Source organism: Lacticaseibacillus styriensis, assembly GCF_030770295.1.
Lineage (GTDB): Bacteria > Bacillota > Bacilli > Lactobacillales > Lactobacillaceae > Lacticaseibacillus > Lacticaseibacillus casei.
The window spans coordinates 2,007,690-2,034,634 of the sequence record NZ_CP132483.1 but is presented as its reverse complement, the minus strand read 5'-3'; the positions used below and the strand labels follow the sequence as shown (position 1 = coordinate 2,034,634).

Sequence of the window (26,945 nt, the reverse complement as noted above, 5' to 3'; positions counted from 1 at the left end):
TCCATTAAATAATATAGGTTCCATCTTAGGCGATTCTCACAAATAACTCAACCGAAAAAATTGTATTTACTGTTAATATCTACCGTAAGCGGTTACAATTAGGTGCGTAAGGGGATTATATTCCTCTTGGCAGTGGCTAATCGTTTTATTTATAAAAGTGTTCAGGTGAGCGTTTCTTGAGCCTTTTGAATGTCTTGCTGTTACACTTGGGGCGATAGGGAATATTCGCGATACGTGATGTAGGTGAAGCAAGCCGAAGCATAACGCGTTCACCGGCGCAGAAACCTGCGTGTAAGCGCGCCGGCTCACGCTCACGTGATTGGGGGAGTGATCATGATCCAAGGATTAAAAGATTGGTTATATCTTTTCAATACAGGACAGGATTTCCAAAGTTACAACCGGTTTGGGGCACATGAAGTGGAACCAGGTAAATGGTCATTCCTCGTTTGGGCGCCGCACGCCAAGCAGGTCCAGGTCGTCGGTGATTTTAACGATTGGCGCGGTAGTCCATTAGAGTTACAAGGACAAACCGGTTGTTGGTACGGCGAATTAACTGCCCAGAAACATCAGTTATATAAGTATCAGATCATTGGTCCAGACGGCGCGACCCACGAAAAGATCGATCCTTATGGCTTCGGTTTTGAACGTAAACCCGGCAGTGCCGCGCGTCTGGTCGATGTCCCTCGGATCACTTGGCATGACGATGCTTGGCTGGCCAAACGCAGCAAGTGGCGGCCGTATGACGAACCCCTGACGATTTACGAAGTGCACCTAGGCTCGTTCATTCGCGACACCAATGCCGGCCCGGATGGCGGGTACATGACGTATCAGGACGCCATTGATAAGTTGATCCCGTATGTGAAGGATTTGGGCTACACCCACATCGAGTTTCTGCCATTAATGGAACACCCGCTCGATGCCTCGTGGGGCTACCAGTTGATGGGCTATTTTGCCCCGACCAGCCGTTTCGGCGAACCCGAAGACTTTCTGCGATTCGTCGATGCCGCGCATGAAGCCGGGCTTGGTATCATCATGGATTGGGTGCCGGGTCATTTTATCAAAAATACCGACATGCTGGCACAGTTCGACGGAACCCCGACCTTTGAATACACCGACCCGCATCGCGCCGAAAACGTTCGGTGGGGCACCTGGAATTTTGACTTAGGCAAGGCCCAGGTTCAAAGCTTTTTAATTTCCAGCGCCATGTACTGGTTGGATCATTGCCACCTCGATGGACTGCGCGTTGATGCCGTTTCCAACATGCTGTACATGGATTATGACGCCGGCAAGGAAAATGACCGCAACCAATTTGGCGGCCGCGACAACCTCGAAGGCATTGCCTTTTTGAAGCGGTTAAATACCAAAGTGTTCGCCAAGCATCTCGATGTGCTCATGATGGCCGAAGAAAGCTCGGCTTATCCAAAGGTATCGGCGCCGATCAACACCGGCGGCCTAGGCTTCAATTACAAGTGGAACATGGGCTGGATGAACGATACGCTCAAGTTCTTTGAAGAAGACCCGGTGTATCGCCACAGTGATATGAATTTATTGACGTTCTCATTCATGTATATGTACAACGAACAATTCGTTTTACCATTTTCACATGATGAAGTGGTGCACGGTAAGAAGAGCCTGATGCACAAAATGCCAGGCGACCGGTACAATCAGTTCGCTAACTTACGCACCATGTATGTCTGGCAAACGACATTCCCCGGGAAAAAGCTATTATTCATGGGCAGTGAATGGGGACAGTTCCTCGAATGGCGTGACTGGAGCGAGCTTGAGTGGGTCGACTTAAAGGATCCGATGAATAAAAAGATGCAAGGGTTCACGAAGACACTGAATCATCTATACACCGCTCGCCCAAGTCTGTGGCAACAAGATCACCAACCAGCCGGCATTAAGATCACCATGGCCGACGAACCGGATGTTATGAGCTACATCCGCTACGGTAAGCAACCAGATGATTTTACGGTGGTCGCAATGAATTTTGTGCCAGTCCAAAAAGACCACTTCAAGATCCCGGTACCAAGACTAGGCACGTACACCGTGCTACTGAACACGGAAAACATCGACTTCGGCGGCACCTGGACCAAGTGGCAGGCAACCCTGACGGCAAAAGGAGGCAACACCCACGGCGAACCGGCATGGCTCGACGTCATCTTACCAGCCATGGGCGCCTTGCTAATCGCACCTAAAAAACTAGCCCCACTGCCCAAGCCACCAAAACAACAAAGCAAGCACCAGCCAGCAATCACCGGCAGCCCGTCACCCAAAGCCATCGCCAACCAAAACCGGCAGGCGATCAGTCATCACAAAGATTGGGGAACAACCCCAGCGCGGGCCCAGCCGCCAACAACGTCGCTGAGTGTGAAGAAAAACAAGAGCTTCTGAGCTTCTCCGTGCTCGCTCGTGCCACTGTCTATAGATTATCAGGATGTTTTCGTACATCTTCATGAGACAGAAAATAATAAGAGCGTCGGGAATCAGCTAGTGCCAAAGCGGAGCGATCGGAGGCCAGATGGGGCTCAGCTGTGAAATTGGTCTTAAACGGGTGGTTTTCCCGTTTTAGACCAAGGCCGAGCTTTGAAACCGCGGTTTTTGCGGGTTCAAAGTCGTGCCCACAGCGTTCCAGCCCCAGCTGGCCGGAGATCGCGGAGTTTGGCACGGTGTATCAGAGAACCTTTTTATATAAAGAAGTAAGGGGGGAAGGCGCACCACATGCGCCGCAATCATGAGTACTGAAATGTTGGGAATCATTCTAGCCGGAGGTCAAGGCACGCGTTTAGGCAAATTAACCAAAACCACTGCCAAGCCATCCGTGCCGTTCGGAGGCCGTTACCGCATCATCGATTTTACCCTGAGCAACTTAGCCAACTCCGGGGTAAACACCGCGGGGGTCATCACCCAGTACCAGCCGCTTGAACTGAATCGCCACATTCAAAACGGTGCTAGCTGGGGCTTGAACGAACGCGGCGCCGGCGTCACGATCCTGCAGCCATATGCCTCAAGCGAAGGCGAAAAGTTCTTCGAAGGCACGGCGCATGCGATCTACCAAAATATTGCGTATATCGATTCTTATAATCCGCAATACCTTTTAATTCTATCCGGCGATCATATTTATAAAATGGATTACCAAGCCATGCTGGACTACCACAAAGCCAAGAAAGCATCCTTGACCGTGGCCGTCATGCCCGTCGCCAAAGACGAAGCAAAGCGTTTTGGCATTATGAACACCGATGACACTGACCGGATTATCGAATTCGAAGAAAAACCGGCCAAGCCAAAGAGCAACTTGGCATCCATGGGGATCTACATCTTCAACTGGCCAACGCTCAAGCAATACCTGACAGAAAGTTATGCGACAGATGGGGCAATGGAAGACTTCGGTCATGACGTCATTCCGGCGTATCTAACCCATAACGAAGCCAGTTATGCTTACGCGTTCCGGGGTTACTGGAAGGATGTCGGGACGATTCAGAGTCTGTGGGAAGCGAACATGGAATTCCTGAATCCGAACAACCCGCTCAACATCGGCAATCGCAACTGGCGCATTTTCAGCCAAAACGAAGCACTGCCACCGATGTTCCTGACCAAAACCGCCAAAGTCTCCGGCTCGATGATTGTGGACGGCTGCTATGTTGCCGGTGCCATTGAGCACAGCATCTTGAGCCAAAATGTCAAGATTGGGGAAGGTTCGGTCATTAAAGATAGTATGATCATGCCAAACGCTGTCATCGGTAAGAACGTCACCGTCGATCACGCGATTGTCGGCGAAAATGCGATCATCGGCGACAATGGCAAAGTTGTCGGGAAACCAAATGAAATTAGTGTTGTCGGTTACGGGGAAGTTTTAGGAAGGACTGAAAAAGAATGAGAAAAGGCGATTTAGCAGCAATCATTGATCTGAATGAAAAAGACGACAAAATTCAGCCATTGACGGCAGCCCGCCCGATCGGCACGCTGCCATTTGCAGGGCGCTACCGGCTCATTGATTTTCCGCTGTCATCACTGGATCACGCCAATGTTCGCAGTGTGGCGATTTTCCTGCCTAAATCCGGGCGTAGTGTGACCGACCACATTCGCAGCGGGTCCACTTGGAACATGGATCAGATCACCGGCGGCATTTTCACGTATCCCTATATGGCCGGCCGCGATTACGAAGATCCGCAGCTGCGGGCCCGTTATTATGATGACTATCTGCAATTTCTGCGCAAGAGCAGCGCCCAATACACGATCATTATGGGCACGCAAAATGTTGCCAATGTCGATGTGGACGCGATTGTGGCGTACCATCAAGCCGGTGAAAGTCCCGTCACCGCCGTTTACAAAAATTTACCCGAAACGGCGATGCAGCCGGAGGATCTCACGTTGGACATGACCGAATTGGGGACTGCCAGCTCAGTTGTGCCGGCCTCGGAAAACCGCGGTCACCTTAAAGAAGGCAAAATCCCGGCCTTCATGGACATTTATCTCATCGGCACTATTGACCTGATTGATTTGCTGATTGACGCATCCGAAGCGCCGACCTTCAAGCGCCTGCCGCAGATCATGCGCGAAGCCGTGTTGCAAAATAATGCCAATGCGTTTGAATACACCGGCTTTTTGGCCAAACTTAATACGATTCAGCGTTACTATGATGCCAACATGAGTATGCTGGAAGATCAGAATTATCAGGCGTTGCTTTACAGTGCCAACTCGATTGAAACCAAGAATAAGAACGAAATTCCGACTTACTTCTCAACCGAATCGAAAGTGACGAACAGCTTGCTCGGCACCGGTGATTTCATTGAAGGTGACGTCAACCACTCGATTCTTTTCCGCAATGTCCACATTCATCGCGATGCGTTGGTTGATCACAGCATTGTCATGCAAGGCAGCAAGGTTGGCACTGGCTCCAGCGTGAAGTATGCGATTCTGGACAAAGGCGTGATTATCGGGCCGAACCTGGCTTTGGAAGGCACCCCGGAAGAACCGCTTGTATTCGCCAAGAATCAGAAAGTCTTTCAGCCAGATGGTAAGGGAGTGACGGCTCGTGCTTAAAGTTCTTTTTACTGCTGCAGAAAGTGCTCCGTTTTATAAAACCGGGGGCTTAGGTGATGTCACGTATGCTTTGCCAAAAGCAATTAAAAAGCAAGGCGTCGACATTCGGGTTGCCATTCCGTTTTACGAAAAGAAATTTCCGGCTAAGTATCTGCCTAAGGTTAAGAACCTGACGCACTTTACGATTGAAATGGGTGGTCGCCCGGTTTACGTGGGTCTTAAAACGATTAAGCTGGGGGATGTGACGTATTATCTGATCGATAACCGCCAGTATTTTGATCGCGATGGCCTGTATGGTTACTGGGATGATGGCGGCCGGTTTGGTTTTTTCCAGATGGCCGTGATCGAAATGCTGCAGGTCATTGAGTGGATTCCGGATATCATTCATGCCAACGACTGGCACACGGCGTTTATTCCGGTGCTGTTGAAGGAGAAGTATGGCTGGATTCGTCCTTATCAAAACATTAAAACCCAATTGACCATCCATAATCTGCAGTTTCAGGGATGGTTCCCGCCATCAATTCTGGACACGGTCTTTCAAATTGGCCGCCAGAGTTTTAATGATGATGGGTTTGCTCAGGATGGCTCGGTTAACTGGCTTAAAGGCGGTATCAATTTTGCCGATTTAGTGTCAACGGTGAGTCCTAGTTATGCGCAGGAAATCCAATCACCGGCTTTTGGCGAGCATTTGGATGGCACGTTACGCAAACAAAGTGGTAAATTAGTCGGGATCCTGAATGGGATCGATGCGGAAATGTATGATCCGGAAACCGATCCGCATCTGGCGTATCATTACAACGCCAAGAATTTAAAGGGCAAAGCCAAGGACAAACGCGTTTTGCAAGACGAGATGCATTTGCCGAAGCGGTCCGATCCGCTGTTTGCGATGGTCAGTCGGCTAACCCGCCAAAAAGGTGCCGACTTACTCGTTGACGCCTTGGAGAACTTCTTGGTGCAGAATAATGTTCAAGTTGTGATCTTGGGAACCGGCGATCGCGATCTTGAAGAAGATTTACTGTCGATGCAGGATCGCTTCCCGGGGCAGTTAGCCGTGCGGATTAATTTTGACGAAGCGATGGCGCAGCGGATTTATGCTGGGGCCGACTTCTTCATGATGCCGAGTGCCTTTGAACCCAGCGGCTTAGCGCAGATGATGGCGATGCGGTACGGAACGTTGCCAATCGTGCATGAAACCGGCGGGCTGCGGGATTCGGTGACGCCGTATAACGCGGAAACCGGTGCCGGCAACGGCTTTAGTTTCTGGGAGTACAATGCTGGTGTCTTTGCGAAAATCTTACGAATGGCCAAAAATGTTTACGCGGATCAGCCTAAGGTTTATGCTCGACTGCAGCAACAAGCCATGGCCATGGATTTTGACTGGCATCATTCGGCGGCTGCGTATTTGAAGGGGTATGACCGAATTTTAGGCAAAGCATGAGGTGGCAATCAACGAGGTCGGGTCGAATCGCACGCAAAGCAGGTAAGACGGTCATCGTCTAACCAAAAGTGGCGGAGATTTGATTGGACCTCGTTATTCATGTTTAGGCGAACGGTTACGGTTGTTTATTTTGATGAGGTGTATATTTGATGGCATTAACGAAGGAACAATTCATCACGGAATTCAAAGATATGGCCTTAAAATTGTACGCAGCGCCGATTGAAGATCTGTCTTCGCAGCAACTTTATCAGGCGCTTGCGTTACTGACACGGTCATATATCGCCCAGCCTTGGGCTAACACCAAGGAGCGTTATGACGAGGAAGAAACCAAACAGGTCTTTTATTTCTCGATCGAATTTTTACCGGGCCGTCTGCTGCAATCAAATTTGCTGAATCTCGGGATTCTGGATGAAGTTGAAGCTGGCTTGGAGGAATTGGATCTGCATCCACAAAAGATCTTTGCTGCGGAAGCGGATCCCGGCTTAGGTAACGGCGGACTGGGACGGCTGGCTTCGGCGTTTATGGATGCTATGGCCAGTGTTGGTATGGCCGGCAACGGGAATGGTATTCGCTATCAATATGGCTTGTTTAAGCAGGCGTTTGTGAATGGCTATCAGGTCGAATTGCCGGATGACTGGATGCGCAATGGTTTTCCTTGGGAGACCCGTAAGGAAAACCGCGCCGTCACCGTAAAGTTTGGTGGCTGGGTTGAGTTGCGGCCTAGTCGCAGCGGACATTTGCGGGTGATTTATCATAATACCGATGATGTCTTGGCCGTGCCTTATGACGTGGCGATGGTTGGGTATCACAATGGTGTTGTCAATAATCTGCGGCTGTGGTCGGCTGAGGCGCCGATTAATGCTGGCCCGCATTTTACCTTGGAACAGCGCGAACGGATTAATCAGATCACCCAGATTCTGTATCCGGATGACTCGGATAATGCTGGTAAGGAATTGCGATTGCGGCAGGAATACTTTTTTACGAGTGCCGGGATTCAAAGCATTGTCCGGCATTATCGTCGAACTCACAACAGCATGGCCGGGTTTGCCGATCGAGTGGCGATTCATATTAACGATACCCACCCGGCGATGGCGATTCCCGAGTTGATGCGCGTGTTGATGGACGATGAGCATGTGGGCTGGGATGAAGCCTGGCGCATTACGCTCAAAGTGATGAGTTATACGAATCACACGTTGCTTTCCGAAGCACTGGAAGTTTGGCCCATTGACATGTTTAGCGGGTTATTGCCGCGGATTTATCAGATTGTGCAGGAAATCGATCGCCGCTTCCGGTTGGCTTTTGTACCGCAGTTTGGCCAAGCTATGATCGATCGCATTGCGCCGCTGGGTAACGGGCAGGTGCGCATGGCATATCTGGCAACCATCGGCTCGCACGCGGTGAATGGGGTGGCGCCGCTTCATAGTGAATTGCTGAAAAAAGATGTGCTGCATGATCTTTTCCAGATTTTTCCGGAGCGGTTTAACAATAAAACCAACGGCATTACGCCGCGGCGCTGGATTCAAATCGGCGATCGGCCGCTGGCGCACTTGTTGGATAAGAAAATCGGAACGGCGTGGCGGCAGAATCCATTGGCGCTGCGTAAATTACATGACTACATCGACGACACGCGCTTTTTGGCCGATTTAAATGCGACCAAGGCGGAGAATAAGCGGGAACTGGCTAAATATATTGACCAAACTGTTCATGTGAAAGTTGATCCTGATGCCATTTTTGATGTACAGATTAAACGGCTGCATGCTTACAAACGCCAGTTACTGCATCTTTTAGGGATTCTGGACGCGTACTTAGCGATTAAGCGCGGTGAAAAGCGACCGAAGCGGCTGCATATTTTTGGGGCAAAAGCTGCGCCTAGTTATGTGTATGCCAAGGAGATCATTAAGGTCATGAATGCGGTGGCTGATATGGTCGATAGTGATCCGGATGTCAGCCCTTATTTACAGGTGGTCTTTTTGCCGAACTATGGCGTGTCGATGGCCGAAAAGATTATTCCGGCGGCGGACATTTCGGAGCAGATTTCAACGGCCGGCAAGGAAGCCAGCGGTACGAGTAACATGAAGCTAATGAGTGCCGGGGCGTTGACCTTGGCGACGCTGGATGGGGCTAATATCGAGATTAAGAATGCGGTTGGCGATGATAATATCGAGATCTTCGGGTTAACCGAAAAAGAGATTGCCGGGTACTATCAGCGCGGTGATTATCGGTCGCGGGACTTTTATGAAAAGGATCCGCGGTTGCATGCCGTGTTGGATATGCTGGTGAATGGGAAGATTCCGGGGATTGAGACGGAAGGCCGCGATATTTACAATGCGTTGTTGATGTACAATGATGAGTATTTCGTGCTGGCGGATTTTGAGAGTTATCTGGCGGCTAATGCGCGGTTGGATAAGCTTTATCAGCAGCCGGAGCTTTGGGCGAAGAAGGCGTTGGTTAATATTGCGGAGAGTGGCCGGTTCTCGGCGGACTTTACGGTTCAGCGGTATGGCCGCGAGATTTGGCATGTGGTTCCGCAAACGCCTGAGGATGATGGCACGGATACTGAAGGCTAGTTTCACTTGTTCTCTGATGCTCCGTGCTAAACTCCGCAATCTCCGGCCATATGGGGCTGGAACGCTGTGGGCACGACTTTGAGCCTCAGCAAAGCCCGCTGAGTCTCAAAGCTCGGCCTTGTTGTAGGCGGGGCAAAGGGCGCCCCACCAACAACAATTTCACAGCTGAGCCCCATATGGCCTCCGATTGCTCCGCCTTGGCACTCTGCGTTTAATCGCTCGTTGCCTTAGTATGTTAACAGGAGGTTCACATGTTTCAATTCGATTCATTTACCGATCGGCGGCCGTTTGGGGCTGTTCGGGAGGGGACGCTGGTGCATTTTTCGGCTAAGGCTGATGGTGCTGTGACGCAGGCGTCGTTGGTGATTGCTGCGGATGGTCAGTGGGATCAGGCGCAGTCGTTGCCGATGACGCAGAGTCCGAATGGTTATACGGTTACTTTTGTGCCGCCGTCTTCGGGATTGTGGTTTTATCATTTTGAACTGCAAACCGATGAAGGCCGTCAGCGCTTTGGCGCGGTTGACGGTGGTTATGGCGGCTTGGGGCAGACTTATTCGGACAATGCGGATGTGGTTAGCTATCAGCTGACGGTGGTGCATGCGTTTGATCCCGTGCCGGATTGGTACAAGAATGCCCGCTTTTACCATATTTTTGTGGATCGGTTTCAGAATGGCAACGCCGATGGGCATGTGAATGCTCCGAAAGCTAATTCATTTATCTATGGGCGGCAGTCGGATCGGCCAATGTATATTCGCGGGAATAACGGCGAAGTTCTCAGGTGGGATTTTTATGGCGGTAATTTAGCTGGGATTCAGCAAAAGTTGCCGTTGTTGGCCGCGCGTGGGATTAATGCATTGTATCTCAGTCCGATTTTTCAGGCGCGGAGCAATCATCGTTATGATACCGGCGATTATTACGCAATTGATGAAGTCTTGGGCACGTTGCATGACTTTAAACAGTTTTTGGCGGCGGCGCATCTGCAGGGGATGCATGTCATTCTCGATGGTGTCTTTAACCATGTCGGTGCGGATAGTCGGTATTTCAATGCGGTGAATGAATACAATGATGTCGGGGCGGCCAACAGTTTGGACTCGCCGTATGCATCGTGGTTTTCGTTTAAACGCTTTCCAGACGATTACAATAGCTGGTGGGGCGTGAAGGATCTGCCGGCGATTAATAAAGACAATCAGGATTTTCATAACTTTATTGCCGCCAAAAAGGATTCCGTTATCAGTTACTGGACGGATATGGGCGTTGATGGCTGGCGGCTGGATGTTGCTGACGAACTGACCGATGGCTTTATTCGGCAGATTCGAAGTACTCTTGATCAGTTCCCGGAGCGTGTTTTGATTGGCGAGGTGTGGGAAGATGCGTCTAACAAGCAGGCTTATGGCAAGCGGCGCCAGTATTTTGAAGGCGGTGAGCTGAATGCCGTCATGAACTACCCATTGCGGTCGATGCTGATCGATTTTGTCGGTGGCAAGCTCAATGCGGCCGGTTTTGTTCGGCAATTGATGACGTTAAAAGAAAATTATCCGCCGAATGCGTTTGATTTTAATTTTAATAACATCGGGACCCACGATACGGCGCGCATTTTAACAGTTTTGAATGGCGATCGTCAGAAGCTGAAATTGCTGGTTTCACTTTTCTATTGGTTGCCGGGGGTGCCGTGTCTGTATTACGGCGACGAAGCCGGGCTGACTGGGGGAAAGGATCCGGATAACCGTGCCTTTTATCCTTGGGGGCATGAAGATCAGGCGATCATGGATTTGTACCAGATTGCGATTCAGACTCGAATTGATCAGCCGGCATTGGCGGCAGATGCTGCGTTCTTTCCGTTTACTTTTGAGGACAGTTTCGGTTTTGTCCGCCAGAACGAAGAGCAGACGCTGGTGGTGTTGGCCAACCCAACCTGTTCGCCGCAAGCGTTGCAGGACGCCAATACCAAGCTAGTTCCGGCAAACCTGCGCTCGTTGTTACCGGTGGGAACCATGGTGCCGCCTTGCAACGTGATTTGGCAGGAACTTTAGGAACAAGGTTGGCTTTTGATAACCGATCCAGGCATTAAAAAACAGCAACCCGGCGTTTTCGACAGTTGGTTGCTGTTTTTGTGTTCTAATATTGCTTTATCCTGCTATACCGTAATGGCCAAGGTTTCGCGCAGGCCGCTAGTCTGATAGACGCGGGTGTCTTTGGTGACGAAAATGGCTTCCTGACCTTCTGCCTCGATGGCGTCGTATCCAGCCGGAATGCCGGCGTAGAAGCCGACGGAAGATAAAACATCTCCCAGGAGGCCATTGTCCGCGATCACCGTGATGCTGGCCATGTTGGACTCAACCGGATAGCCCGTGTTGGGGTCGATTAAATGGTGATATTCCTTGCCGGCGATTTTGGATTGGCGTTCAAAAATGCCGGTCGTGACCACTGCTTTTGGTTCGGTTGTCAGGGTCGCGATGCTGCGCTTTTCAGGATAGCGCGGATCGGCGATTGGCCACTGCCATAGCGGAATCCCGCTGGCTGCTTTGCCGACCAGTCGTTGGTTGCCGCCTAAGTCAATCAGACCGCCTTCGACACCGGTTTTGTCCCACAAATCGTAAACCTGATCCACAATAAACCCTTTGGCAATCCCACCCAGATCAAGCGCCATACCTTCTTTAGGTAGAAAAACGGTTTGATTTTCCGAATCCAGTTCAACCAGATTTGGATCGGTTAAGGCTAAAGCAGCGCTGACTTCACTGGCCGATGGGATGCGGGCATCGGCAAAACCAATCCGCCACAACTTAACAATCGGACCGATTAACGCATTATAACCAAGTCCGCGCTTGCTCCAGGCAATCGCTTGGGCAATGAGATTGAAGACTGGGCGGACAGGGATGTGGACCGGCGTTTTGCCGGCCTGATTGTTGATCATGACGAGCAGGGATTCTTCGTCATAAAGCGACAGTAAATGGGCATAAGCGCGAATCATGCTGACGCTTTGATTCAGAAGTTCATTGGCGCCGTCTGTGTAAATGGTCAGCGTGTTATCCGCCCCTAAGCCGTGAAAGGTTGTGGTCGTTGTCATAGTGCACCTCCAAAGTCGTTGGTTGTTCTTGGTTACAGTATGAACGGTTTGCATATTTGTTGCAATCGTTACGATTTTAGGTAATATTCGATGTGAATGGTAACGGATTCATCTGGGGTTCCATAATGCGTTCACCAGCCCGGAAACCTGCGTGTAAGTAACTTGGACGCAATTGGCCTAAGTCACTTCACTTACACTCCGGTTTCTAATCGGGCTGGCTCACGTCCATAGTAACATCACGAGGAGGAAATCATGGCGTACAGTTCGGCACAACAGGAAGCGCTAAAAGAATTCAAGCAAGACATCGGTCATCTCAACGCATTGTCAAATACGAATCGTCAAAGGCTCATTATGATGCTTGGCGCCGCTAAAAATAACTCAGGCGTTAAGGTCAGCGATCTCGCCGATGCGATTGGGTTGTCGCAACCGGCAACGTCGCATCATTTGAAACGGCTGAAGGACATCGGTATGGTCGCATCCCGGCACGAAGGGAATATGATTTATTACTACTTAACGTTAGACGACACCATTGCGCGGTTGGAACGTCTTGCCAGTGCGTTAAGGCGGCAGACGGAAGAATATGAGAATGGGGAATCACAGGATAGCTGAGAGGCTGATCCGCGATTTGGCGTGAGAAATGTAAAAGTTTTGTAAGAAAACGCTTACGTCATTTAAAGCAAATATTTTACGGTGGTACGGCCACATTGATGCTTTATAATAGTTATTAAATAGTCTATTCAACAAGGGGGATTAGCATGGATGCTGGCCGCAATATTTTAAAAGATGAACAGCGCCGATTTGCGCGGCTTAAAAGCGCCCAGCATGCCGCCGCGTTAAATTTATTTGTTTATGGCGGTTTGACGGTGGCTGAATTGTGGATTGCCCAGCTGGCCCATTCTCGGGCTTTAGCCGCGGATGGGTTGAATAACCTGACCGGGGTGGCCTCAGCACTTATCTTGCTTTGGGGGCTGCAAATCTCCCAACAGCGACCGGATAGCGAGCACCGTTTTGGCCACTGGCGGTTTCAAACGATTGCGACCTTATTTTCCGGCTTGATTATGCTGGTGGTTGGCGCGGATGTTGTCTTGGATGGGTATCACGGCTTGCAGGCTTGGGCTCAGGGCAAAGTCCAAGTCCCCGGCATACTGGCAGTTTATGTGAGTCTGGCGGCCGGATTAGCCATGGGCGCCATCTCGTTAATGAATCATATTCGCGCCAAACAACTTAACAGTAGTGTTTTGAGGACGGCGTCTAAGGACAGTTTCTCAGACGCTGCAACCAGCACAGGTACTTTGCTGGCCATATTGGGGGCCAAAGCCGGTTGGTTATGGCTTGATGGCGGTGCTGCGCTTGCTGTCGGGATCTTGATTTTGTATGCAGCTTGGACCATCTTGCGGGATGCCATTTTTGAACTGACAGATGGCTTTGACACCAAGAAAATTGCGGCGTATCGGCAAACGATTACCCAAGTGCCCGGCGTCCTTGGCGTTCAAAGCATTGAAGCCCGGTACGCTGGCGATGCAGTTTTGCTCACGATTGGCATTCGGGTTGATCCTAAGATGACCGTTGCCGATTCGTATGAGTTAGGCGAGCAGGTTGAGCGGAAGCTGATGGATAAGTATGATATTCTCGACGCCGATGTCAAAACGTATCCAGCCGACTTGCCGCCGAATGATGCGCCGCAAGATCCGCAAAATTAATACGGTGATCAGAACGATACCAGTGGGTTGAAAAATAAATTTAAAGAATCATGTTTGAGAGACTAGTGACTATAGGAGATTTGCCGTGAAGTTTATTTTTGATGTTGATGGAACGCTCAGTTTTGACGGACAAAAAATTGACCAACGTATTCTAATGTTGCTTGAACGGCTCAAACAACGGCATCATGAAGTTATTTTTGCATCTGCACGGCCGGTCCGGGACCTCATTCCTATTGTGGGGCCTTTCGCTAGTGATTCATTAATTGGCGGTAATGGTTCCATTGTCTCTCAACATGGGAGAATCACCTTTTGTCGAACAATCGACAATGATGATTATCAATACGTAAAAACGCTTATTGCAAAAGAAAAACTGGATTACATTGTTGATGGGTCATGGGATTATGCGGCACGCTTAAGTTCGAGTAGTCCCATTTTTAAACAGTTAGACCCAGGCCACTTGGCGCATAGACGACCTTTAGAGGATATCCTACAGCCGATCAAGATTATCCTTCTAAATCTAACTGACCAACAAATGGTGCAACTTTTTGGCAGTCTGCAAAGTGAGACATCTTTATCTGTAGTGACTTCTCTCGGTGAACATAACCTTGATTTAACCACTCGCGATGTAAATAAGTATACGACTGCACAATCACTGTTTCCTGGTGACTATGTGGCATTTGGTAACGATTCAAATGATCGGGCTTTATTGCTGCACGCTAAAATAAGTGTTTGGATCGGTTCGTTATTGACTGCTAAACGCGCAGGCATCGATCATCCTGATCAGTGGTATCCTGCATCAAATGAGGGCGTTCTAAAAGCTCTAGACGGATTGCTCAAGGACGAGTCCTTTAAAAATTAGGCAGATTGAGGAAAGTGCTCAGCTTAGAATGTCTGGTCTGTACAAATCACGAACCTGTGGTAAAATTTGACATATCATTTACCAGTTGAGCCGCAGTAGTGGTGTTAGGTAGTCTTCAGAAAAACGGTGGTTGCTGCGAACCGTTGCGCTTAACAGCATGAATTACAACTCAAAAAACACTGGCCGCGGGTCATGCCGATATCCATGAGAGTGATGCATAGCATAATTTGGGTGGTACCGCGGTGAAAGTCGTCCCTGATCTTATTGATAAGATCAGGGACGATTTTTTTTGAGCGTAAGCCGGCTTCTGCGCCAGCGAACGCGTTATGAAGAAGCGTGAACATTGCGGCTCGCGCACATGACAAATAGGAGGAAATCGACTGATGACAGAAACACAACGAGGTAAGATTTTAGACGAATTAAAATGGCGCGGAGCACTGAACCAACTAACAGATGAAGATGGTTTGCGCAAGTTGACCAAAGAGAAAGCGGTCAGTGTCTATTGCGGGACGGATCCGACCGGCGATTCTTTGCATGTCGGCCATTTGATCCCGTTTATGATTCTCAAGCGTTTTCAGCTGATGGGCCACCGTCCAGTGATCGTTATCGGCGGTGGAACCGGCTCGATTGGGGATCCGTCCGGGCGTAATTCTGAGCGGGTTTTGCAGACGATGGACACCATCGCCACCAACAAAAAGAAATTGACTGCCCAAATGGAGAATCTGTTTGGCACGGAAGATTTCCGGATTGTCGATAATTATGATTGGTTATCGAAAATCTCGATGCTGGACTTTTTGCGGGATTACGGGAAGCTATTTTCCGTCAATAACATGTTGAATAAGGAAGTTGTAGCCAGCCGTTTGGAAACCGGGATTTCATACACCGAGTTCACCTACCAGATTCTGCAGTCGGTTGATTTTCTGCATCTGTTCAAGCACGAAGACGTTCAGCTGCAAATTGGTGGTGCCGATCAGTGGGGCAACATCACAGCCGGAATTGACCTGATTCATCGGATTGAGGGTCCTGATGCTCGTGCTTACGGCCTCACGAATCCACTGATGCTCAAGGCGGATGGCACCAAGTTTGGTAAATCCGCAGGCGGAGCGGTTTGGCTTGATCCGGAAAAGACCTCGCCGTATGAGTTCTATCAATTCTGGTTCAACCAGGATGATGCCGATGTTGAAAAGTTCCTCAAGTTCTTCACGTTCCTGTCACGGGATGCCATTGCGGAATTGGTTGAAGCAACTAAAACGCATCCGGAAAAACGCGAAGCACAGCGGGAATTGGCCCGATCTGTCACGAAGTTTGTTCACGGCCAAAAAGCAGTGGATCAAGCCGAAAGCATCAGTGCCGCACTTTTCTCCGGCGATGTCGCGGACTTGAGCGCTGAAGAAATCAAGCAGGGATTTAAGCAGTTTCCAACGGTGGAAGCGCCGAAAACTGCTGAGAATATCGTCACCTGGTTGGTAGATACGACAAAAATCGAACCGAGTCGGCGGCAGGCGCGTGAGGACATTCAAAATGGTGCGATCACGATTAACGGGACACGCCAACGCGAGCTCGATTTTGAAGTTGATCCAAGCAGCCATTTTGCCGGCCAGTATGTTATTGTTCGGCGCGGGAAAAAGCGGTACTTCCTGGTTAAGATCAAATAAACGATGTCGTTGATGGTTGGATCAACTACGTAAACGTTGCCAACTAAAAAATTTACCAGTAAAAATTAAATGACAGGTACTGCAAAAAGTCAGGGATGAAGCCGCGCTTTGTCCCTGTTTTTTTGCATGCAAACGCGAAAATATAACTAGGGCGTAAACTAATTATCAATATGATCATAAAATAATGTTGATTTAATTGCGAAAGTATTCTGATGGTAACGGCCTTGTAACAAGCCTGTAATAGTTCAGTGTTAATGTGACAATTGTGAACAAAATGAAAGCAGGAGTGGCGATAAAGATGAGATTACGGCAATTAGTTACGGGCGCTATCACCGTTGCAACATTAGCTGGTGTTGGGGTTTCGGGTGTAGCAGCAACAACCGTTCGCGCGGCAGACGACAAATCAAGTTTGCAAGCGAAGAACGATGATTTGATGAAACAGCTTCAGGCAGCTAACGATAAAAGCGCGAAGCTGAGTAATGACGTTTCCAACAAGGTTTTGGCGATTCAAAAGGCCGAGGCTGAGATCAAAGATAGCCAAGCTAAAATCACTGATCTTGACGGCCAGCTGACGAAAGCCAATCAAGAAGTCAACCAACGCAAGAATAATTTGAAAGATCAATTGATCTCCTTGCAAAAACGGGTCGGTAATTCGGTTACCGGCAATGTCTATTTTGATTTCATTTTGAATTCAAGTAGTTTGACCGACTTGGTGGGTCGTTCCTTTACTGTTAGCAAGTTGAGTCAGGCTAGCACCGAAGCTCTGCAGGCGGTTAAAGATTCCGAGGCGAAAGTCAAGGATTTGAAGGCCAACCAGGAAGCCAAGCAAAAGAGCCTGGTTGCAACCAAGGCGCAACTTGAAAGCGATAAGGCCAAGATTGATGGCTTGAAGGCAGATGCTGACAAAGCGGCTGCCGACGCACAGAAGATGCTCGATGCCAATAAAGACAAGTTAGCTGAATTGGCTGCTGAAGAAGCTGCCAAAACTGCAGCTGCACAACAAGCAGTCAGTGCCGCAGCAAGCACCACTTCTACTTCAACGGCGTCAAGCACTGCGTCTGCAAGTAACAATGCTTCTAGCACGAGCGTGACCTCCTCTAAGGCATCTGCTTCAACTGGCGGCAACACGATTTCGGTTTCTGGCGGCAGCATCGCAAGTAACGCTGCTAAGTATCTCGGCGTGCCATATGTTTATGGCGGCACTTCACCTTCAGGCTTTGACTGCTCAGGTTTGATTTACTATGCAGCTAAAGAAGCCGGCGTTAGCTTGCCACGGACTTCGCAAGCCCAAAGCACACTCGGTTCTTACGTGGCGGTTTCCGATCTTCAGGCCGGCGACTTAGTCTTCTGGGGTGGCGTTGGCAGTGCCTATCATGTCGGTATTTACATCGGCAATGGCCAGTACATCCATGCGCCGGCACCGGGTCAGAGTGTCACTGTTCAAAGCATGGCTTACTTTGCACCTGAATTTGGCCGTCGTCTTTAATTAGTTGTTCACATCCTGCAAAATATATATTTAAAAGATCGGTCATGGTGGCCGGTCTTTTTTCTTTAAAATAAGTTCAAAATAATCGGGCGATTTGTGAGCCTATCATCGGCGTTCTATGCGACAATATGCTCAAACTGATAATTATGTGTGAATCATTGCTTGAACTAAGCGTAGATTTACGCTCACTAGGAGGGGACAAAGAATGATCAAGATTGACAATCGCAAACTTGATGACGAAGCTGTATTGGCCTTATATCAAGCGGTTGGATGGGTGATGTACACGCGCGATCCCGCAAAACTAAAACGAGCCTTGGCACAGTCACTCATGGTTCTGGGTGCCTTTGATGGGGACCGGTTAGTCGGGTTGATTCGGGCAGTGGGCGACGGTGAAACGATCCTTTTTATTCAGGATCTGCTGGTACACCCCGGTTATCAACGTCAAGGGATTGGCCGCCAATTGGTAAAGGCCTTGGTCGATCACTTTCCGGAAGTGCGGCAGCGCGTTCTGTTAACGGATGATCAGCCAGACACACGCGCCTTTTACGAGAAGATCGGGTTTGTGTCGAGTGATCATTTTGGGGTGGTCGCTTTTTACCAGGACTTGTCCTGAAGCTTCGAGTAGAAACGATTAGCTTGATTTCGTTTTTAAATACCGCTCAATGTTGATTTTCAGCTGACGAATCGGCGCTGATTTGGTACAATCGAGGCAATATTCAAGGAGGCGGATCATGAAGGCGGCACATAAGTTGATTGTGATCACAGGGGCAACAGGTACCGGCAAAACAACGGTGAGTGCGTATCTGCGCGATAACTACCGAATTCACCGCGTTATGACGCACACCACCCGTCCGGCGCGTAAGGGTGAAAAGAATGGCGTCGATTATTATTTTGAAACGCCGGCAAGTTTTGCAACGAAACATTTTATCGAAAAGGTCACTTATGCTGGCTATGAATATGGTTCTTCACATGAATCGCTTGAGAAAAATTGGGCGAAGCATCCTTTTTTAAGTATTGTCTTGGATACTAAAGGAGCGATCACTTATGTTCAGGAGCTCCCTAAAGAAGTCGTGGTGTTATTCCTCACTATTGATGATCCGACTGTTCTGAAGGATCGCTTATTGGGCCGCGGCGATGATCCGGCGATGGTGGCAGCTCGGCTGAAGAGTCCTGAATATAAGCGGGATTTAACCTTGCCGGCTGAACTCAAGCCGTTTGCGACGGTGATCAAAAATGACAGTTGGGATGAAGCACGGGAACAAGTTGATCGGTTCATGAAAGATTTGGCGCTTAAAAGTTGCGGTTTAATGTCGCTGAATCCGGAACAAAAATAAAACGTGACCCTTCGCTATGTGATAGCAAAAGGCCACGTTCAATCTATTTTGGTATCTGTCAATGGTTATTTAGTCGGTTTCTTAACGGCCTTAATCACACGTTTAGCGCGTGAGCGGGTCTTGGGATTCTTACTTTTCAAACGACGTGCAGCAGATGCATAATCGGTTTTTTCAGCCATATTGCTTCCTCCTGTCAGGCGTGTTACACTAAATGGTACTAATCGTAATCAATACGATTTGATACATTACACGTCTTGAGTTAAAGTGTCAAGCCAAAGGAGCTTATTTCCATGGATAACACAACAATTGCATTAAAGCAGTTAAAACAACACGGTTACCGGGTCACCAAACAACGTGAGTCAATGGTGGACTATCTGGGCAGGAACCAGCATCGGTATACGGCCGTCACGATTCTGGATCGGTATATGCGCACGCAATTCCCTGGGGTGTCGCATGATACGATTTATCGCAACGTCAAATCATTCATCGAAATGGGCATCCTGGAAAGTCGCATGCAAGACGATCAAATCGTGGTTAAACTGCAGTGTGATTTCCAGCATCCGCATCATCACCATTTTATCTGTACGAACTGCGGCAAAGTGATTGAACTTAAAATGTGTCCGTTGAATTACTTTGAAGATCAGGTTCCGGGCGCTAAAATTCAAAGCCACAATTTTGAACTTTATGGTTTGTGCGCGGAATGCCAAAAGCGGGCGAACAGCTTGAAAGAAGCTAACGCCTAACGACCAGTTGCAAGTAAATGACGCAGATGTGCTCCGTAGATGTATCGGCACCAGAGATAGCCATTCTCTGATGTCTTTTTTTAGTTATGCGTCGTGTTGCATGTTTCAAATGTGGCTCATGCATAGGTAGCCATCTCACGATTGTTGAAAAGCGCACCACTTTGGCCAACGCTATAAGTAGCGTATAATTTTAGCGGTAACTTAAGGTGCTTCCTGCTACTTTTGGGGTAAAATGAAACGATGAATGAAAGGAGCTGGCTACATGGCTTATCGAACACCGCCATTATTACCGCCGACTGCCATTGTTTCGCTGATTGTTTTGATTAGTGCGTATAACATTGTTAATACGATTAACCCGGTCAATCAGCCTAAATCGGCAACCGATCAGAGTTCGTTGGTATCCAAAATAAAATCCGAATCGGCTTCTAAGGCTGCGCGTTCAGCCTCGTCAAAGCCGGAACCAAGTCAAACTTCGGCGTCCCAGCCGTCTGCTGCTAGCCAGTCGCAGACGCAGCCGAGTCATGAGGAGAACAATAACGAAACGACCAGTACCGCGAGTGCAACGTCGACACCAAGTTCGGCAACTTCGACCTCAAAGGCGTCAACATCTTCTGTGACGTCCACACCAAGCACCGCTTCCACCAATAATGGGCAAACCACTGATCAGAACCAGACAAGTACTGATCAAGGAACCGACACAACCGGCACGAATGGCCAATAAGCCGCGGAAAGGATGAAATCATGTTAACTGTTATTGATATTATCAACCGCGTGCTGGGCTACTTTAACATTGCTGATAAACCCAAAGGCAAGGCCTTCACGTGGGTGGCATTTTTCGCTAATTTTTACTTGCTCTATGTTGCGATTGAAAACCTGCGTTATCCGGATTTTCGGATCCGCGGGGCGTTGTTCCTGCTGGCGTTTGTTGTCTTTTTGTATTTTATTGGGTTGAACTTCCTTTATTATTTTACGAACAAAACAACGCGATTCGATATTTCGCCAGCAGTTGAAAAATGGCTGGGCAGCAATGGTGCAAAGAAAACCGCCGTTGAAAATGAGCTGAAAACGCAATTAGGCGCGGCACCAGCTAACGGTGTTTTTTCCCAAGAACAACTGCTGACAGCGGATGTTGCGTTAACCGATGACCAACAAGCGAATCTTGATGCGTTGGTTGCCAGTTTGGTTAAGCAAGGCGTTTTGAGCTTGAATTATCAAGGCTTGGACGACAAAGCGATTGAACGAGTTGCGCAGGAGACGCAGCAACCGGTTCTCGCTATTGGCGCACCCTATCCGTTGCCGTTTTTTGATTTGCAACATGTCAACGATCAGCTGATTATTACCGGTGGCTTAAACGCGCTGACGGCCAAACCCATCGCAACTGTTGAGCGGGTGGGCTTGTTACCGGTTGAAAAAGCGGCGCAGGACTATCATCTGGTGGCCGCCAACGTCTTTCTGATTGGCGGCGAGCAGAAGTTATTGGGTCGCAGTGGGTTGCGTAAAGAATCGCAGCCATACAGCCTGACTGTGCAGCTGGCGTATCAGGATAAGTCGCCAGCAGTGTCTCAGGAAAAGGTAGATACTGATACGCATCAAGTGGAGGAGCGGCAGTCAGAAGCACCACAGGAGACTAGAGAAGGACGCCACGCCCTTGATAACGATGCGACGGCCAAGCTGGAGCAGCAAGAGTCCCAGCAATTTCCAACCCGGGAAAGTAGAAGGCGTCAGAAATAAGAGAGTGACACTGTGTCACCTCCCATACCAAAATAGTGTCAGCAAGTCACGACATTTCACGTTGACGATCAGTCAAGGTGAGATGCCGCGGCTTTTTGCTTGGCTTTGTTTGTGAATACAGATAAAATATTATGTTGCGTGCGAAAGCCTTTTCGGCATGCTGAGAAACAAGCCATCCGTTTCTGCAATATCTGCTCACCAAATGCCAACATCGCCCACCCATCCGCAAAAGTCCCGAAAACCGGCATTCTTCTTTTTTCGTGCAGAATAAATGCTCAATTTTTAAAAGAAATATTTGCGCATCATTAGTTTTCTATGTAAAATCCATGATAAGAGCTAGTGAACCCAAGGAGGTCCTCTAAAATGTCAATGATCGAATTTCATGACGTTAACAAGTACTTTGGCAAATTCCAAGCATTAAAAAATATTAATCTAACAGTGGATCGCGGCGAGGTGGTCACGATAATCGGGCCTTCAGGGTCTGGTAAAAGTACTTTGTTGCGTTGCATCAATGGGCTTGAGCGGATCACGTCCGGTCAGCTGATTGTTAATGACTTTGATTTAGCCGACAAGAAAACCGATATGAACCGCATTCGCAAAAATGTCGGCATGGTTTTTCAGCATTTTAACCTGTACGCCAACAAGAACGTGTTGCAAAATGTCACGCTCGGGCCTGATCTGGTGCTGAAGCGTGATAAAGCCGAAGTTGAACAGGAAGCCCGCGATTTGCTTAAGATGGTCGGGCTGGAAAGCAAGGCGGACAGTTTTCCCGGCGAGTTATCCGGTGGGCAGCAGCAGCGGGTTGCCATTGCCCGTAGCCTTGCCATGAAGCCGAAAGCCATTTTGTTCGACGAACCGACCAGTGCGCTGGATCCGGAAATGATCGGTGATGTGCTGGATGTTATGCAAAAAATCGCCGAGCAAGGGATGACAATGGTTGTAGTCACCCATGAAATGGGCTTTGCCCGCCACGTCGGCAATCGGATTGTTTTCATGGATGATGGCCAGATTCTGGTCGACTCCAGCGATGTCAACCAATTCTTCGATGATCCGCAAGAACCGCGGGCCAAGGAATTCATCAGTAAGATCATCAATCATTAGCCCAACAAGACCAGTTACGGATGGGATACTTTATGAAAGCAGGTGTGTTAAATGAAAAAGATGTGGAAACGCATGCTCCTGCCGCTGGTGTTGTTGTTAATGATGATACCGCTTAGCAGTTGCGGGAAAAGTGTCGCGGATCGGGATATTTTGAGCCATGCCAAGGCGACCAATACCATTGTGTGGGGCGTTAAAGCCGACACCCGACTTTTTGGCTTGATGAATATTAAAACCGATAAAATCGAAGGCTTTGACGTTGATATGGCCAAAGCTGTGACCAAACAGATTTTAGGTAAGAAGGGGAACGCCCAGCTGGTTCAGGTGACTAGTGATACCCGGGTACCTATGCTCAAAGGCGGTAACGTTGACGCCGTGATCGCTACCATGACGATTACCCCAGAGCGTCAGAAGATTCTGGATTTTTCCGATGTTTATTTTAATGCCGGCCAAAGTCTTTTGGTAAAAAAAGGCAGTCCCATTAAAACCGTGAAGGACCTGAAGAAAGGGACAAAGGTCATTGGCGTTCAGGGTTCCAACTCTGTCGACAACGTCAAAAAGGCGGCACCTGAGACAACTGTGCTTCAGCTGGCGGATTATGCTCAAGCGTTTACCGCTTTGAAGTCTGGGCAAGGGGATGCGCTTACCACCGACAACGGGATTTTGTACGGGATGTCTGAACAGGATAACCGCTACATTGTTACTGGTGGCACCTTTACCAAGGAGCCTTATGGGATTGCCATTAACAAAGGGCAGCGGCCGTTTGTCAAGGCGGTCAATAAGGCGATCAAACAACTCAAGCAAAACGGCACCTATGCCAAGCTAATCAAAAAGTGGTTTGGCGATGTGCCAGGGTTCAGTCTTAAGGAGGTGGAATGATATGTGGTCGATTCTTACCAATAACTGGAACACCTTTCTTTCCGGACTTGGCTATACCTTGGCGGCCAGTATTCTTGCATTGATCGGCAGTCTGATCATCGGCACCTTGTTTGCGTTGATGGAAATTTCCCCATTCAAGGCGCTGCGTATCATCGGCCGAATTTATGTCGAGGTGGTGCGGAACATTCCGTTGCTGGTCATCACGTTGGCTTTCTATGTGATCGTGCCGCAGTTTATCGTCAAAATCGATGGCTTCACCGCCGGCACCATTGGCCTGTTAATCTATACGAGTGCGTTTATCGCCGAAACCGTACGCGCAGGGATCGAAGCGGTTCCCAGCGGCCAAATGGAAGGTGCTCGCAGTATCGGAATGAGTTATACGCAAGCGATGACGCAGATCATTTTCCCGCAAGCATTTAAAATTGTGATCCCGCCGCTGGGCAATCAGTTCATTAACTTGGTTAAAAACAGTTCGGTTCTGGCCTTCGTTGCCGGCTTCGATCTGATGTATCAAGGCAAACTCATTGCGGCAACGACCTTTTCGACGTTCGATACTTACCTGATCGTCGGGATCCTTTATCTCATCTTGACCATGCCGTTAAGTTATCTGATGCGTTATCTTGAGAAAAAGTGGGTCACCGCATAGAAAGGAGCAGGACTGATGCATAATTTTATCGACGCGTATTCTTGGATCAACTTACGCTACCTGCTTCAGGGACTAGGCGTGACCTTGGAAGTTTCTGTTGCTTCCATCTTCTTCAGCTTCGTTCTCGGGGTGATTTTAGGCTTAGCGCGTTATGTCAACATTAAATACTTTTCCGCGATTGTCGGCTTTGTTATTGACGTGATTCGGAACTTGCCACTGCTGCTGATCTTGTTCTTTACGTACTTTGCGCTGCCGGAAATCGGCATTCGCCTGAACGTCATCATTGCGGCCATTGTGGCGATGAGCATTTTCGAATCGGCAATGTTAGCCGAAATCGTCCGGTCAGGCATCAACGCCGTCCCGCGTGGGCAAATGGAAGCAGCCCGCAGCAATGGCCTGACATTTTATCAGGCGATGCGCTATATCATCATGCCTCAGGCGCTGAAGAAAATGATTCCGCCGATTGTCAGCCAGTTCATCTCACTGGTCAAAGACACGTCACTAGCCACGATTATCCTGTTGCCAGAAGCGACGTACCACGCGCAAATCATATATGGGCAGAACATTAACTACATGATTCCCATGTTTGTCGCCTTGGCTGTGATGTACTTCGTTGTCAACTACGCCTTGTCATTGGCGAGTCGCTGGTTGGATCGGCGATTGGTGCAGTCGAACTAGGCTTTTAAGCAGGCAAACATCACCAAAATCGGCTCTGACAGCACATCAATGTGCGCTGCCAGAGTCGATTTAGTATATGGGACGGATTCAATGTTGCGTGTGCGGTATTGGCAAGCAGGGTGCCATTTGAAACGGTTCTTATCATTTTCCTAACATTTGGTATAAGCTGCGGTCGTTCAGGCGCGGCTGTGATACCATAGGAGAGAAATAAAACCAGCAAGACGGAGGAAATTATCTTGAGTAGTTACTTAGTGACCGGTGGCGCCGGCTTTATCGGATCCAATTTAACCGAGCTGTTGTTAACGGATTCTGATAATACGATCACCATTGTCGATGATTTATCGATGGGCTTGCGAACCAATATTCCTGATTCCAGCCGGATTACATTCTATGAACATAGCATCACCGATCATGCCTTCATGTCCCAACTTCTAATGGAAGGCCAGTTCGATTACATCGTGCTGTTGGCAGCCATTGCCAGTGTTGCCGATTCCGTTGAACGGCCATACGCAACCCACCAGGTTAACCAGGAAGCCAATTTAAATATCATTGAAACCTTGCGGACACAAAAGATCGCCTATAAGAAACTTTTCTTTGCCAGTTCAGCCGCTGTTTATGGCGATTCGCCTGAACTGCCAAAGAAAGAGGACATGGCGGTCAAACCGCTGACTCAATATGCGGTCGACAAGTTTGCAACCGAACGCGCGGTCTTAAACTACGGGCGTTTATACGATATGCCAATGGTCTGCACCCGCTTTTTCAATGTTTATGGGCCAAAGCAAAATCCAAAATCGCCGTACAGTGGTGTTCTGTCAATTATGATGGACGCCTTGAAAGCGGACAAACCCTTCACATTCTTCGGGGATGGTGAACAAACCCGCGATTTCATCTATGTCGGCGATGTGGTGCATGCCATTCGCGGCTTGTTAGAGACGCCAAGCGCGCGCGATGATGTCTTCAACGTGGCAAACGGCAAGCAAACAAGCTTAAATCAAGTGGCTAAGGAACTCGAAAAGCTCACCGGCAAAACGCTCCACGCCACGCACAAGGAACCACGCTTGGGCGACATTCGCGATTCGTACGCACAGACGGATAAACTGGATCAGTTTGATTTCATGACTCATACGCCGCTTGCTGAAGGGCTGGCGAAGTATGTGGCGTCGGTTCAATAGTAAGATTGATCGGTCATCGCGTAACGGATGGCTGGTCATTTTTCGTGTTGTTTGCTTTAATTTATGCTTGTAGGAGAGATATTTTGGTTAAGACACCAGTAGTTTCCGTTGTGATGCCAGCTTACAATGCTGCGACGTATCTTCCGAAGACCGTGCAGTCAGTTTTAGATCAGACTTTTAAAGATTTTGAGTTGCTTATTATTGATGATGATTCGACTGATCAGACGGCTGAAGTCGGTCAACAGTTGGCCGCTAGTGACAGTCGAATCCGATTTGTACACCTTGACGATAATCAAGGCGTTGCCAATGCCCGCAATGTTGGCGTGGCACATGCTGAGGGACAGTACGTTGCCTTTTTGGACAGCGATGACTTGTGGCTTCCCGATAAATTAGAGCTTCAGGTCGCATTCATGCAACAGCAGCAAGCCGACTTCTCATATTGCTCCTACGATGTGGTAGATGATCATGGCACTAAAATCGGCGAGCGTAAAATTTCTGAAGATCGTCTGGATTACCACGAAATGTTAAAGGGCAATCGGATCGGGCTATTGACTGTCATGTTGACTCGGCCAATTGCCGAAGAGTATCCATTTCCTAAAATAAATCATGAAGATTACGCTTGCTGGCTCTCGATTGCCCGTGGCGGCACGATCGCCTATCTTGCGTCTGACCGGATCTTGGCTCAATATCGGAAGCATCAGACATCGCTGAGTTCGAACAAATTGCAGGCGGCTCAATGGACATGGACGATTTATCGGCAACATGAGCATCTCAATATCTTTAAAAGCTTATATTACTTTTTGCATTATTCACTGATGGGTATTACCGACAGACGCTGACATTTAAAGAGGG

At 48.8% G+C, this 26,945-nt stretch carries 24 protein-coding genes; 22 read left to right on the top strand and 2 right to left on the bottom strand.

Translation table 11 applies throughout. The annotated features are described in order from the left end of the window. Positions 1-333: 333 nt before the first annotated feature. The 6 genes from glgB to LACSTY_RS09655 all read left to right on the top strand — a co-directional run bounded on the left by glgB (position 334) and on the right by LACSTY_RS09655 (position 11,078). Positions 334-2,394, top strand: coding sequence for a 1,4-alpha-glucan branching protein GlgB (gene glgB / locus LACSTY_RS09680; protein ID WP_087912487.1), 2,061 nt, complete (start codon positions 334-336; stop codon positions 2,392-2,394). 340 nt (positions 2,395-2,734) lie between these two features. After that, positions 2,735-3,877 (top strand): glucose-1-phosphate adenylyltransferase, encoded by a 1,143-nt coding sequence (locus LACSTY_RS09675; protein WP_010491565.1) that lies wholly within the window; start codon positions 2,735-2,737, stop codon positions 3,875-3,877. Beyond that, positions 3,874-5,043: a glucose-1-phosphate adenylyltransferase subunit GlgD gene (glgD, locus tag LACSTY_RS09670; protein WP_087912486.1), complete on the top strand. Its 1,170-nt coding sequence runs from the start codon at positions 3,874-3,876 to the stop codon at positions 5,041-5,043. The genes LACSTY_RS09675 and glgD overlap by 4 nt, the downstream gene beginning before the upstream one ends. Continuing rightward, positions 5,036-6,481, top strand: a complete 1,446-nt coding sequence (gene glgA, locus LACSTY_RS09665; RefSeq protein WP_087912485.1) for a glycogen synthase GlgA — start codon at positions 5,036-5,038, stop codon at positions 6,479-6,481. Before glgD ends, glgA begins: the two co-directional genes overlap by 8 nt. Before the next feature lie 149 nt (positions 6,482-6,630). After that, positions 6,631-9,048 carry a glycogen/starch/alpha-glucan phosphorylase gene (locus LACSTY_RS09660; RefSeq protein ID WP_087912484.1) on the top strand — a complete coding sequence of 806 codons (2,418 nt, stop codon included), beginning with the start codon at positions 6,631-6,633 and terminating at the stop codon, positions 9,046-9,048. A 251-nt stretch (positions 9,049-9,299) separates the two neighbouring features. Continuing rightward, positions 9,300-11,078, top strand: coding sequence for a glycoside hydrolase family 13 protein (locus tag LACSTY_RS09655; protein WP_087912483.1), 1,779 nt, complete (start codon positions 9,300-9,302; stop codon positions 11,076-11,078). A 104-nt stretch (positions 11,079-11,182) separates the two neighbouring features. On the opposite strand, the gene LACSTY_RS09650 is transcribed toward LACSTY_RS09655, so the two are convergent. Next, positions 11,183-12,112 (bottom strand): FAD:protein FMN transferase, encoded by a 930-nt coding sequence (locus tag LACSTY_RS09650; protein WP_087912482.1) that lies wholly within the window; start codon positions 12,110-12,112, stop codon positions 11,183-11,185. A gap of 249 nt (positions 12,113-12,361) precedes the next feature. Between LACSTY_RS09650 and LACSTY_RS09645 the strand changes: the two genes are divergently transcribed. From LACSTY_RS09645 to LACSTY_RS09615, 7 genes are all read left to right on the top strand, one after another. After that, positions 12,362-12,721, top strand: a complete 360-nt coding sequence (locus tag LACSTY_RS09645) for an ArsR/SmtB family transcription factor (RefSeq protein WP_087912481.1) — start codon at positions 12,362-12,364, stop codon at positions 12,719-12,721. Between the two features lie 146 nt (positions 12,722-12,867). Beyond that, positions 12,868-13,812 (top strand): cation diffusion facilitator family transporter, encoded by a 945-nt coding sequence (locus tag LACSTY_RS09640; RefSeq protein ID WP_087912480.1) that lies wholly within the window; start codon positions 12,868-12,870, stop codon positions 13,810-13,812. An 85-nt stretch (positions 13,813-13,897) separates the two neighbouring features. Then, complete coding sequence (locus tag LACSTY_RS09635; RefSeq protein WP_087912479.1) at positions 13,898-14,671, top strand: HAD hydrolase family protein; 774 nt, start codon at positions 13,898-13,900, stop codon at positions 14,669-14,671. Positions 14,672-15,054: 383 nt separating this feature from the next. Further along, complete coding sequence (tyrS, locus tag LACSTY_RS09630; protein ID WP_087912478.1) at positions 15,055-16,326, top strand: tyrosine--tRNA ligase; 1,272 nt, start codon at positions 15,055-15,057, stop codon at positions 16,324-16,326. 298 nt (positions 16,327-16,624) lie between these two features. Beyond that, the gene (locus LACSTY_RS09625; RefSeq protein ID WP_087912477.1) at positions 16,625-17,812 is read left to right on the top strand and encodes a C40 family peptidase; all 1,188 of its coding nucleotides are present in this window, start codon (positions 16,625-16,627) and stop codon (positions 17,810-17,812) included. 205 nt (positions 17,813-18,017) lie between these two features. Further along, positions 18,018-18,425, top strand: a complete 408-nt coding sequence (locus LACSTY_RS09620; RefSeq protein WP_087912476.1) for a GNAT family N-acetyltransferase — start codon at positions 18,018-18,020, stop codon at positions 18,423-18,425. Between the two features lie 118 nt (positions 18,426-18,543). Beyond that, positions 18,544-19,146: a nucleoside/nucleotide kinase family protein gene (locus LACSTY_RS09615; RefSeq protein WP_087912475.1), complete on the top strand. Its 603-nt coding sequence runs from the start codon at positions 18,544-18,546 to the stop codon at positions 19,144-19,146. Positions 19,147-19,211: 65 nt separating this feature from the next. On the opposite strand, the gene LACSTY_RS09610 is transcribed toward LACSTY_RS09615, so the two are convergent. Next, positions 19,212-19,325 (bottom strand): putative metal homeostasis protein, encoded by a 114-nt coding sequence (locus LACSTY_RS09610; protein ID WP_010491550.1) that lies wholly within the window; start codon positions 19,323-19,325, stop codon positions 19,212-19,214. Between the two features lie 111 nt (positions 19,326-19,436). On the opposite strand from LACSTY_RS09610, the gene LACSTY_RS09605 reads away from it, so the two are divergent. From LACSTY_RS09605 to LACSTY_RS09565, 9 genes are all read left to right on the top strand, one after another. Continuing rightward, entirely contained in the window at positions 19,437-19,889 is a 453-nt protein-coding gene (locus LACSTY_RS09605) for a Fur family transcriptional regulator (RefSeq protein ID WP_010491549.1), read from the top strand. Between the two features lie 262 nt (positions 19,890-20,151). Then, a complete protein-coding gene (locus tag LACSTY_RS09600) occupies positions 20,152-20,610 on the top strand; it encodes a hypothetical protein (protein ID WP_039639219.1) in 459 nt (152 codons plus the stop codon). Between the two features lie 20 nt (positions 20,611-20,630). After that, positions 20,631-21,620, top strand: a complete 990-nt coding sequence (locus LACSTY_RS09595) for a DUF6681 family protein (RefSeq protein ID WP_087912474.1) — start codon at positions 20,631-20,633, stop codon at positions 21,618-21,620. A 363-nt stretch (positions 21,621-21,983) separates the two neighbouring features. Beyond that, positions 21,984-22,721 (top strand): amino acid ABC transporter ATP-binding protein, encoded by a 738-nt coding sequence (locus LACSTY_RS09590; RefSeq protein WP_025012879.1) that lies wholly within the window; start codon positions 21,984-21,986, stop codon positions 22,719-22,721. A 51-nt stretch (positions 22,722-22,772) separates the two neighbouring features. Beyond that, on the top strand, positions 22,773-23,597 hold the full coding sequence (locus LACSTY_RS09585) for a glutamate ABC transporter substrate-binding protein (protein ID WP_047105700.1): 825 nt from the start codon (positions 22,773-22,775) through the stop codon (positions 23,595-23,597). Position 23,598: 1 nt separating this feature from the next. Beyond that, positions 23,599-24,243 carry an amino acid ABC transporter permease gene (locus tag LACSTY_RS09580; protein ID WP_047105698.1) on the top strand — a complete coding sequence of 215 codons (645 nt, stop codon included), beginning with the start codon at positions 23,599-23,601 and terminating at the stop codon, positions 24,241-24,243. Positions 24,244-24,258: 15 nt separating this feature from the next. After that, positions 24,259-24,921 (top strand): amino acid ABC transporter permease, encoded by a 663-nt coding sequence (locus LACSTY_RS09575; RefSeq protein WP_010491536.1) that lies wholly within the window; start codon positions 24,259-24,261, stop codon positions 24,919-24,921. A 236-nt stretch (positions 24,922-25,157) separates the two neighbouring features. Then, positions 25,158-26,093, top strand: coding sequence for an NAD-dependent epimerase/dehydratase family protein (locus tag LACSTY_RS09570; RefSeq protein WP_087912473.1), 936 nt, complete (start codon positions 25,158-25,160; stop codon positions 26,091-26,093). Between the two features lie 83 nt (positions 26,094-26,176). After that, entirely contained in the window at positions 26,177-26,932 is a 756-nt protein-coding gene (locus LACSTY_RS09565) for a glycosyltransferase family 2 protein (RefSeq protein WP_087912472.1), read from the top strand. Positions 26,933-26,945: the final 13 nt, after the last annotated feature.

Bases quoted from the DNA above. Each gene is read 5' to 3' on its own strand.
- glgB (WP_087912487.1), top strand. From the start codon at position 334: ATGATCCAAGGATTAAAAGATTGGTTATATCTTTTCAATACAGGACAG.
- LACSTY_RS09675 (WP_010491565.1), top strand. From the start codon at position 2,735: ATGAGTACTGAAATGTTGGGAATCATTCTAGCCGGAGGTCAAGGCACG.
- glgD (WP_087912486.1), top strand. From the start codon at position 3,874: ATGAGAAAAGGCGATTTAGCAGCAATCATTGATCTGAATGAAAAAGAC.
- LACSTY_RS09660 (WP_087912484.1), top strand. From the start codon at position 6,631: ATGGCATTAACGAAGGAACAATTCATCACGGAATTCAAAGATATGGCC.
- LACSTY_RS09655 (WP_087912483.1), top strand. From the start codon at position 9,300: ATGTTTCAATTCGATTCATTTACCGATCGGCGGCCGTTTGGGGCTGTT.
- LACSTY_RS09650 (WP_087912482.1), bottom strand. From the start codon at position 12,112: ATGACAACGACCACAACCTTTCACGGCTTAGGGGCGGATAACACGCTG.
- LACSTY_RS09640 (WP_087912480.1), top strand. From the start codon at position 12,868: ATGGATGCTGGCCGCAATATTTTAAAAGATGAACAGCGCCGATTTGCG.
- tyrS (WP_087912478.1), top strand. From the start codon at position 15,055: ATGACAGAAACACAACGAGGTAAGATTTTAGACGAATTAAAATGGCGC.
- LACSTY_RS09625 (WP_087912477.1), top strand. From the start codon at position 16,625: ATGAGATTACGGCAATTAGTTACGGGCGCTATCACCGTTGCAACATTA.
- LACSTY_RS09620 (WP_087912476.1), top strand. From the start codon at position 18,018: ATGATCAAGATTGACAATCGCAAACTTGATGACGAAGCTGTATTGGCC.
- LACSTY_RS09615 (WP_087912475.1), top strand. From the start codon at position 18,544: ATGAAGGCGGCACATAAGTTGATTGTGATCACAGGGGCAACAGGTACC.
- LACSTY_RS09610 (WP_010491550.1), bottom strand. From the start codon at position 19,325: ATGGCTGAAAAAACCGATTATGCATCTGCTGCACGTCGTTTGAAAAGT.
- LACSTY_RS09605 (WP_010491549.1), top strand. From the start codon at position 19,437: ATGGATAACACAACAATTGCATTAAAGCAGTTAAAACAACACGGTTAC.
- LACSTY_RS09600 (WP_039639219.1), top strand. From the start codon at position 20,152: ATGGCTTATCGAACACCGCCATTATTACCGCCGACTGCCATTGTTTCG.
- LACSTY_RS09595 (WP_087912474.1), top strand. From the start codon at position 20,631: ATGTTAACTGTTATTGATATTATCAACCGCGTGCTGGGCTACTTTAAC.
- LACSTY_RS09590 (WP_025012879.1), top strand. From the start codon at position 21,984: ATGTCAATGATCGAATTTCATGACGTTAACAAGTACTTTGGCAAATTC.
- LACSTY_RS09585 (WP_047105700.1), top strand. From the start codon at position 22,773: ATGAAAAAGATGTGGAAACGCATGCTCCTGCCGCTGGTGTTGTTGTTA.
- LACSTY_RS09580 (WP_047105698.1), top strand. From the start codon at position 23,599: ATGTGGTCGATTCTTACCAATAACTGGAACACCTTTCTTTCCGGACTT.
- LACSTY_RS09575 (WP_010491536.1), top strand. From the start codon at position 24,259: ATGCATAATTTTATCGACGCGTATTCTTGGATCAACTTACGCTACCTG.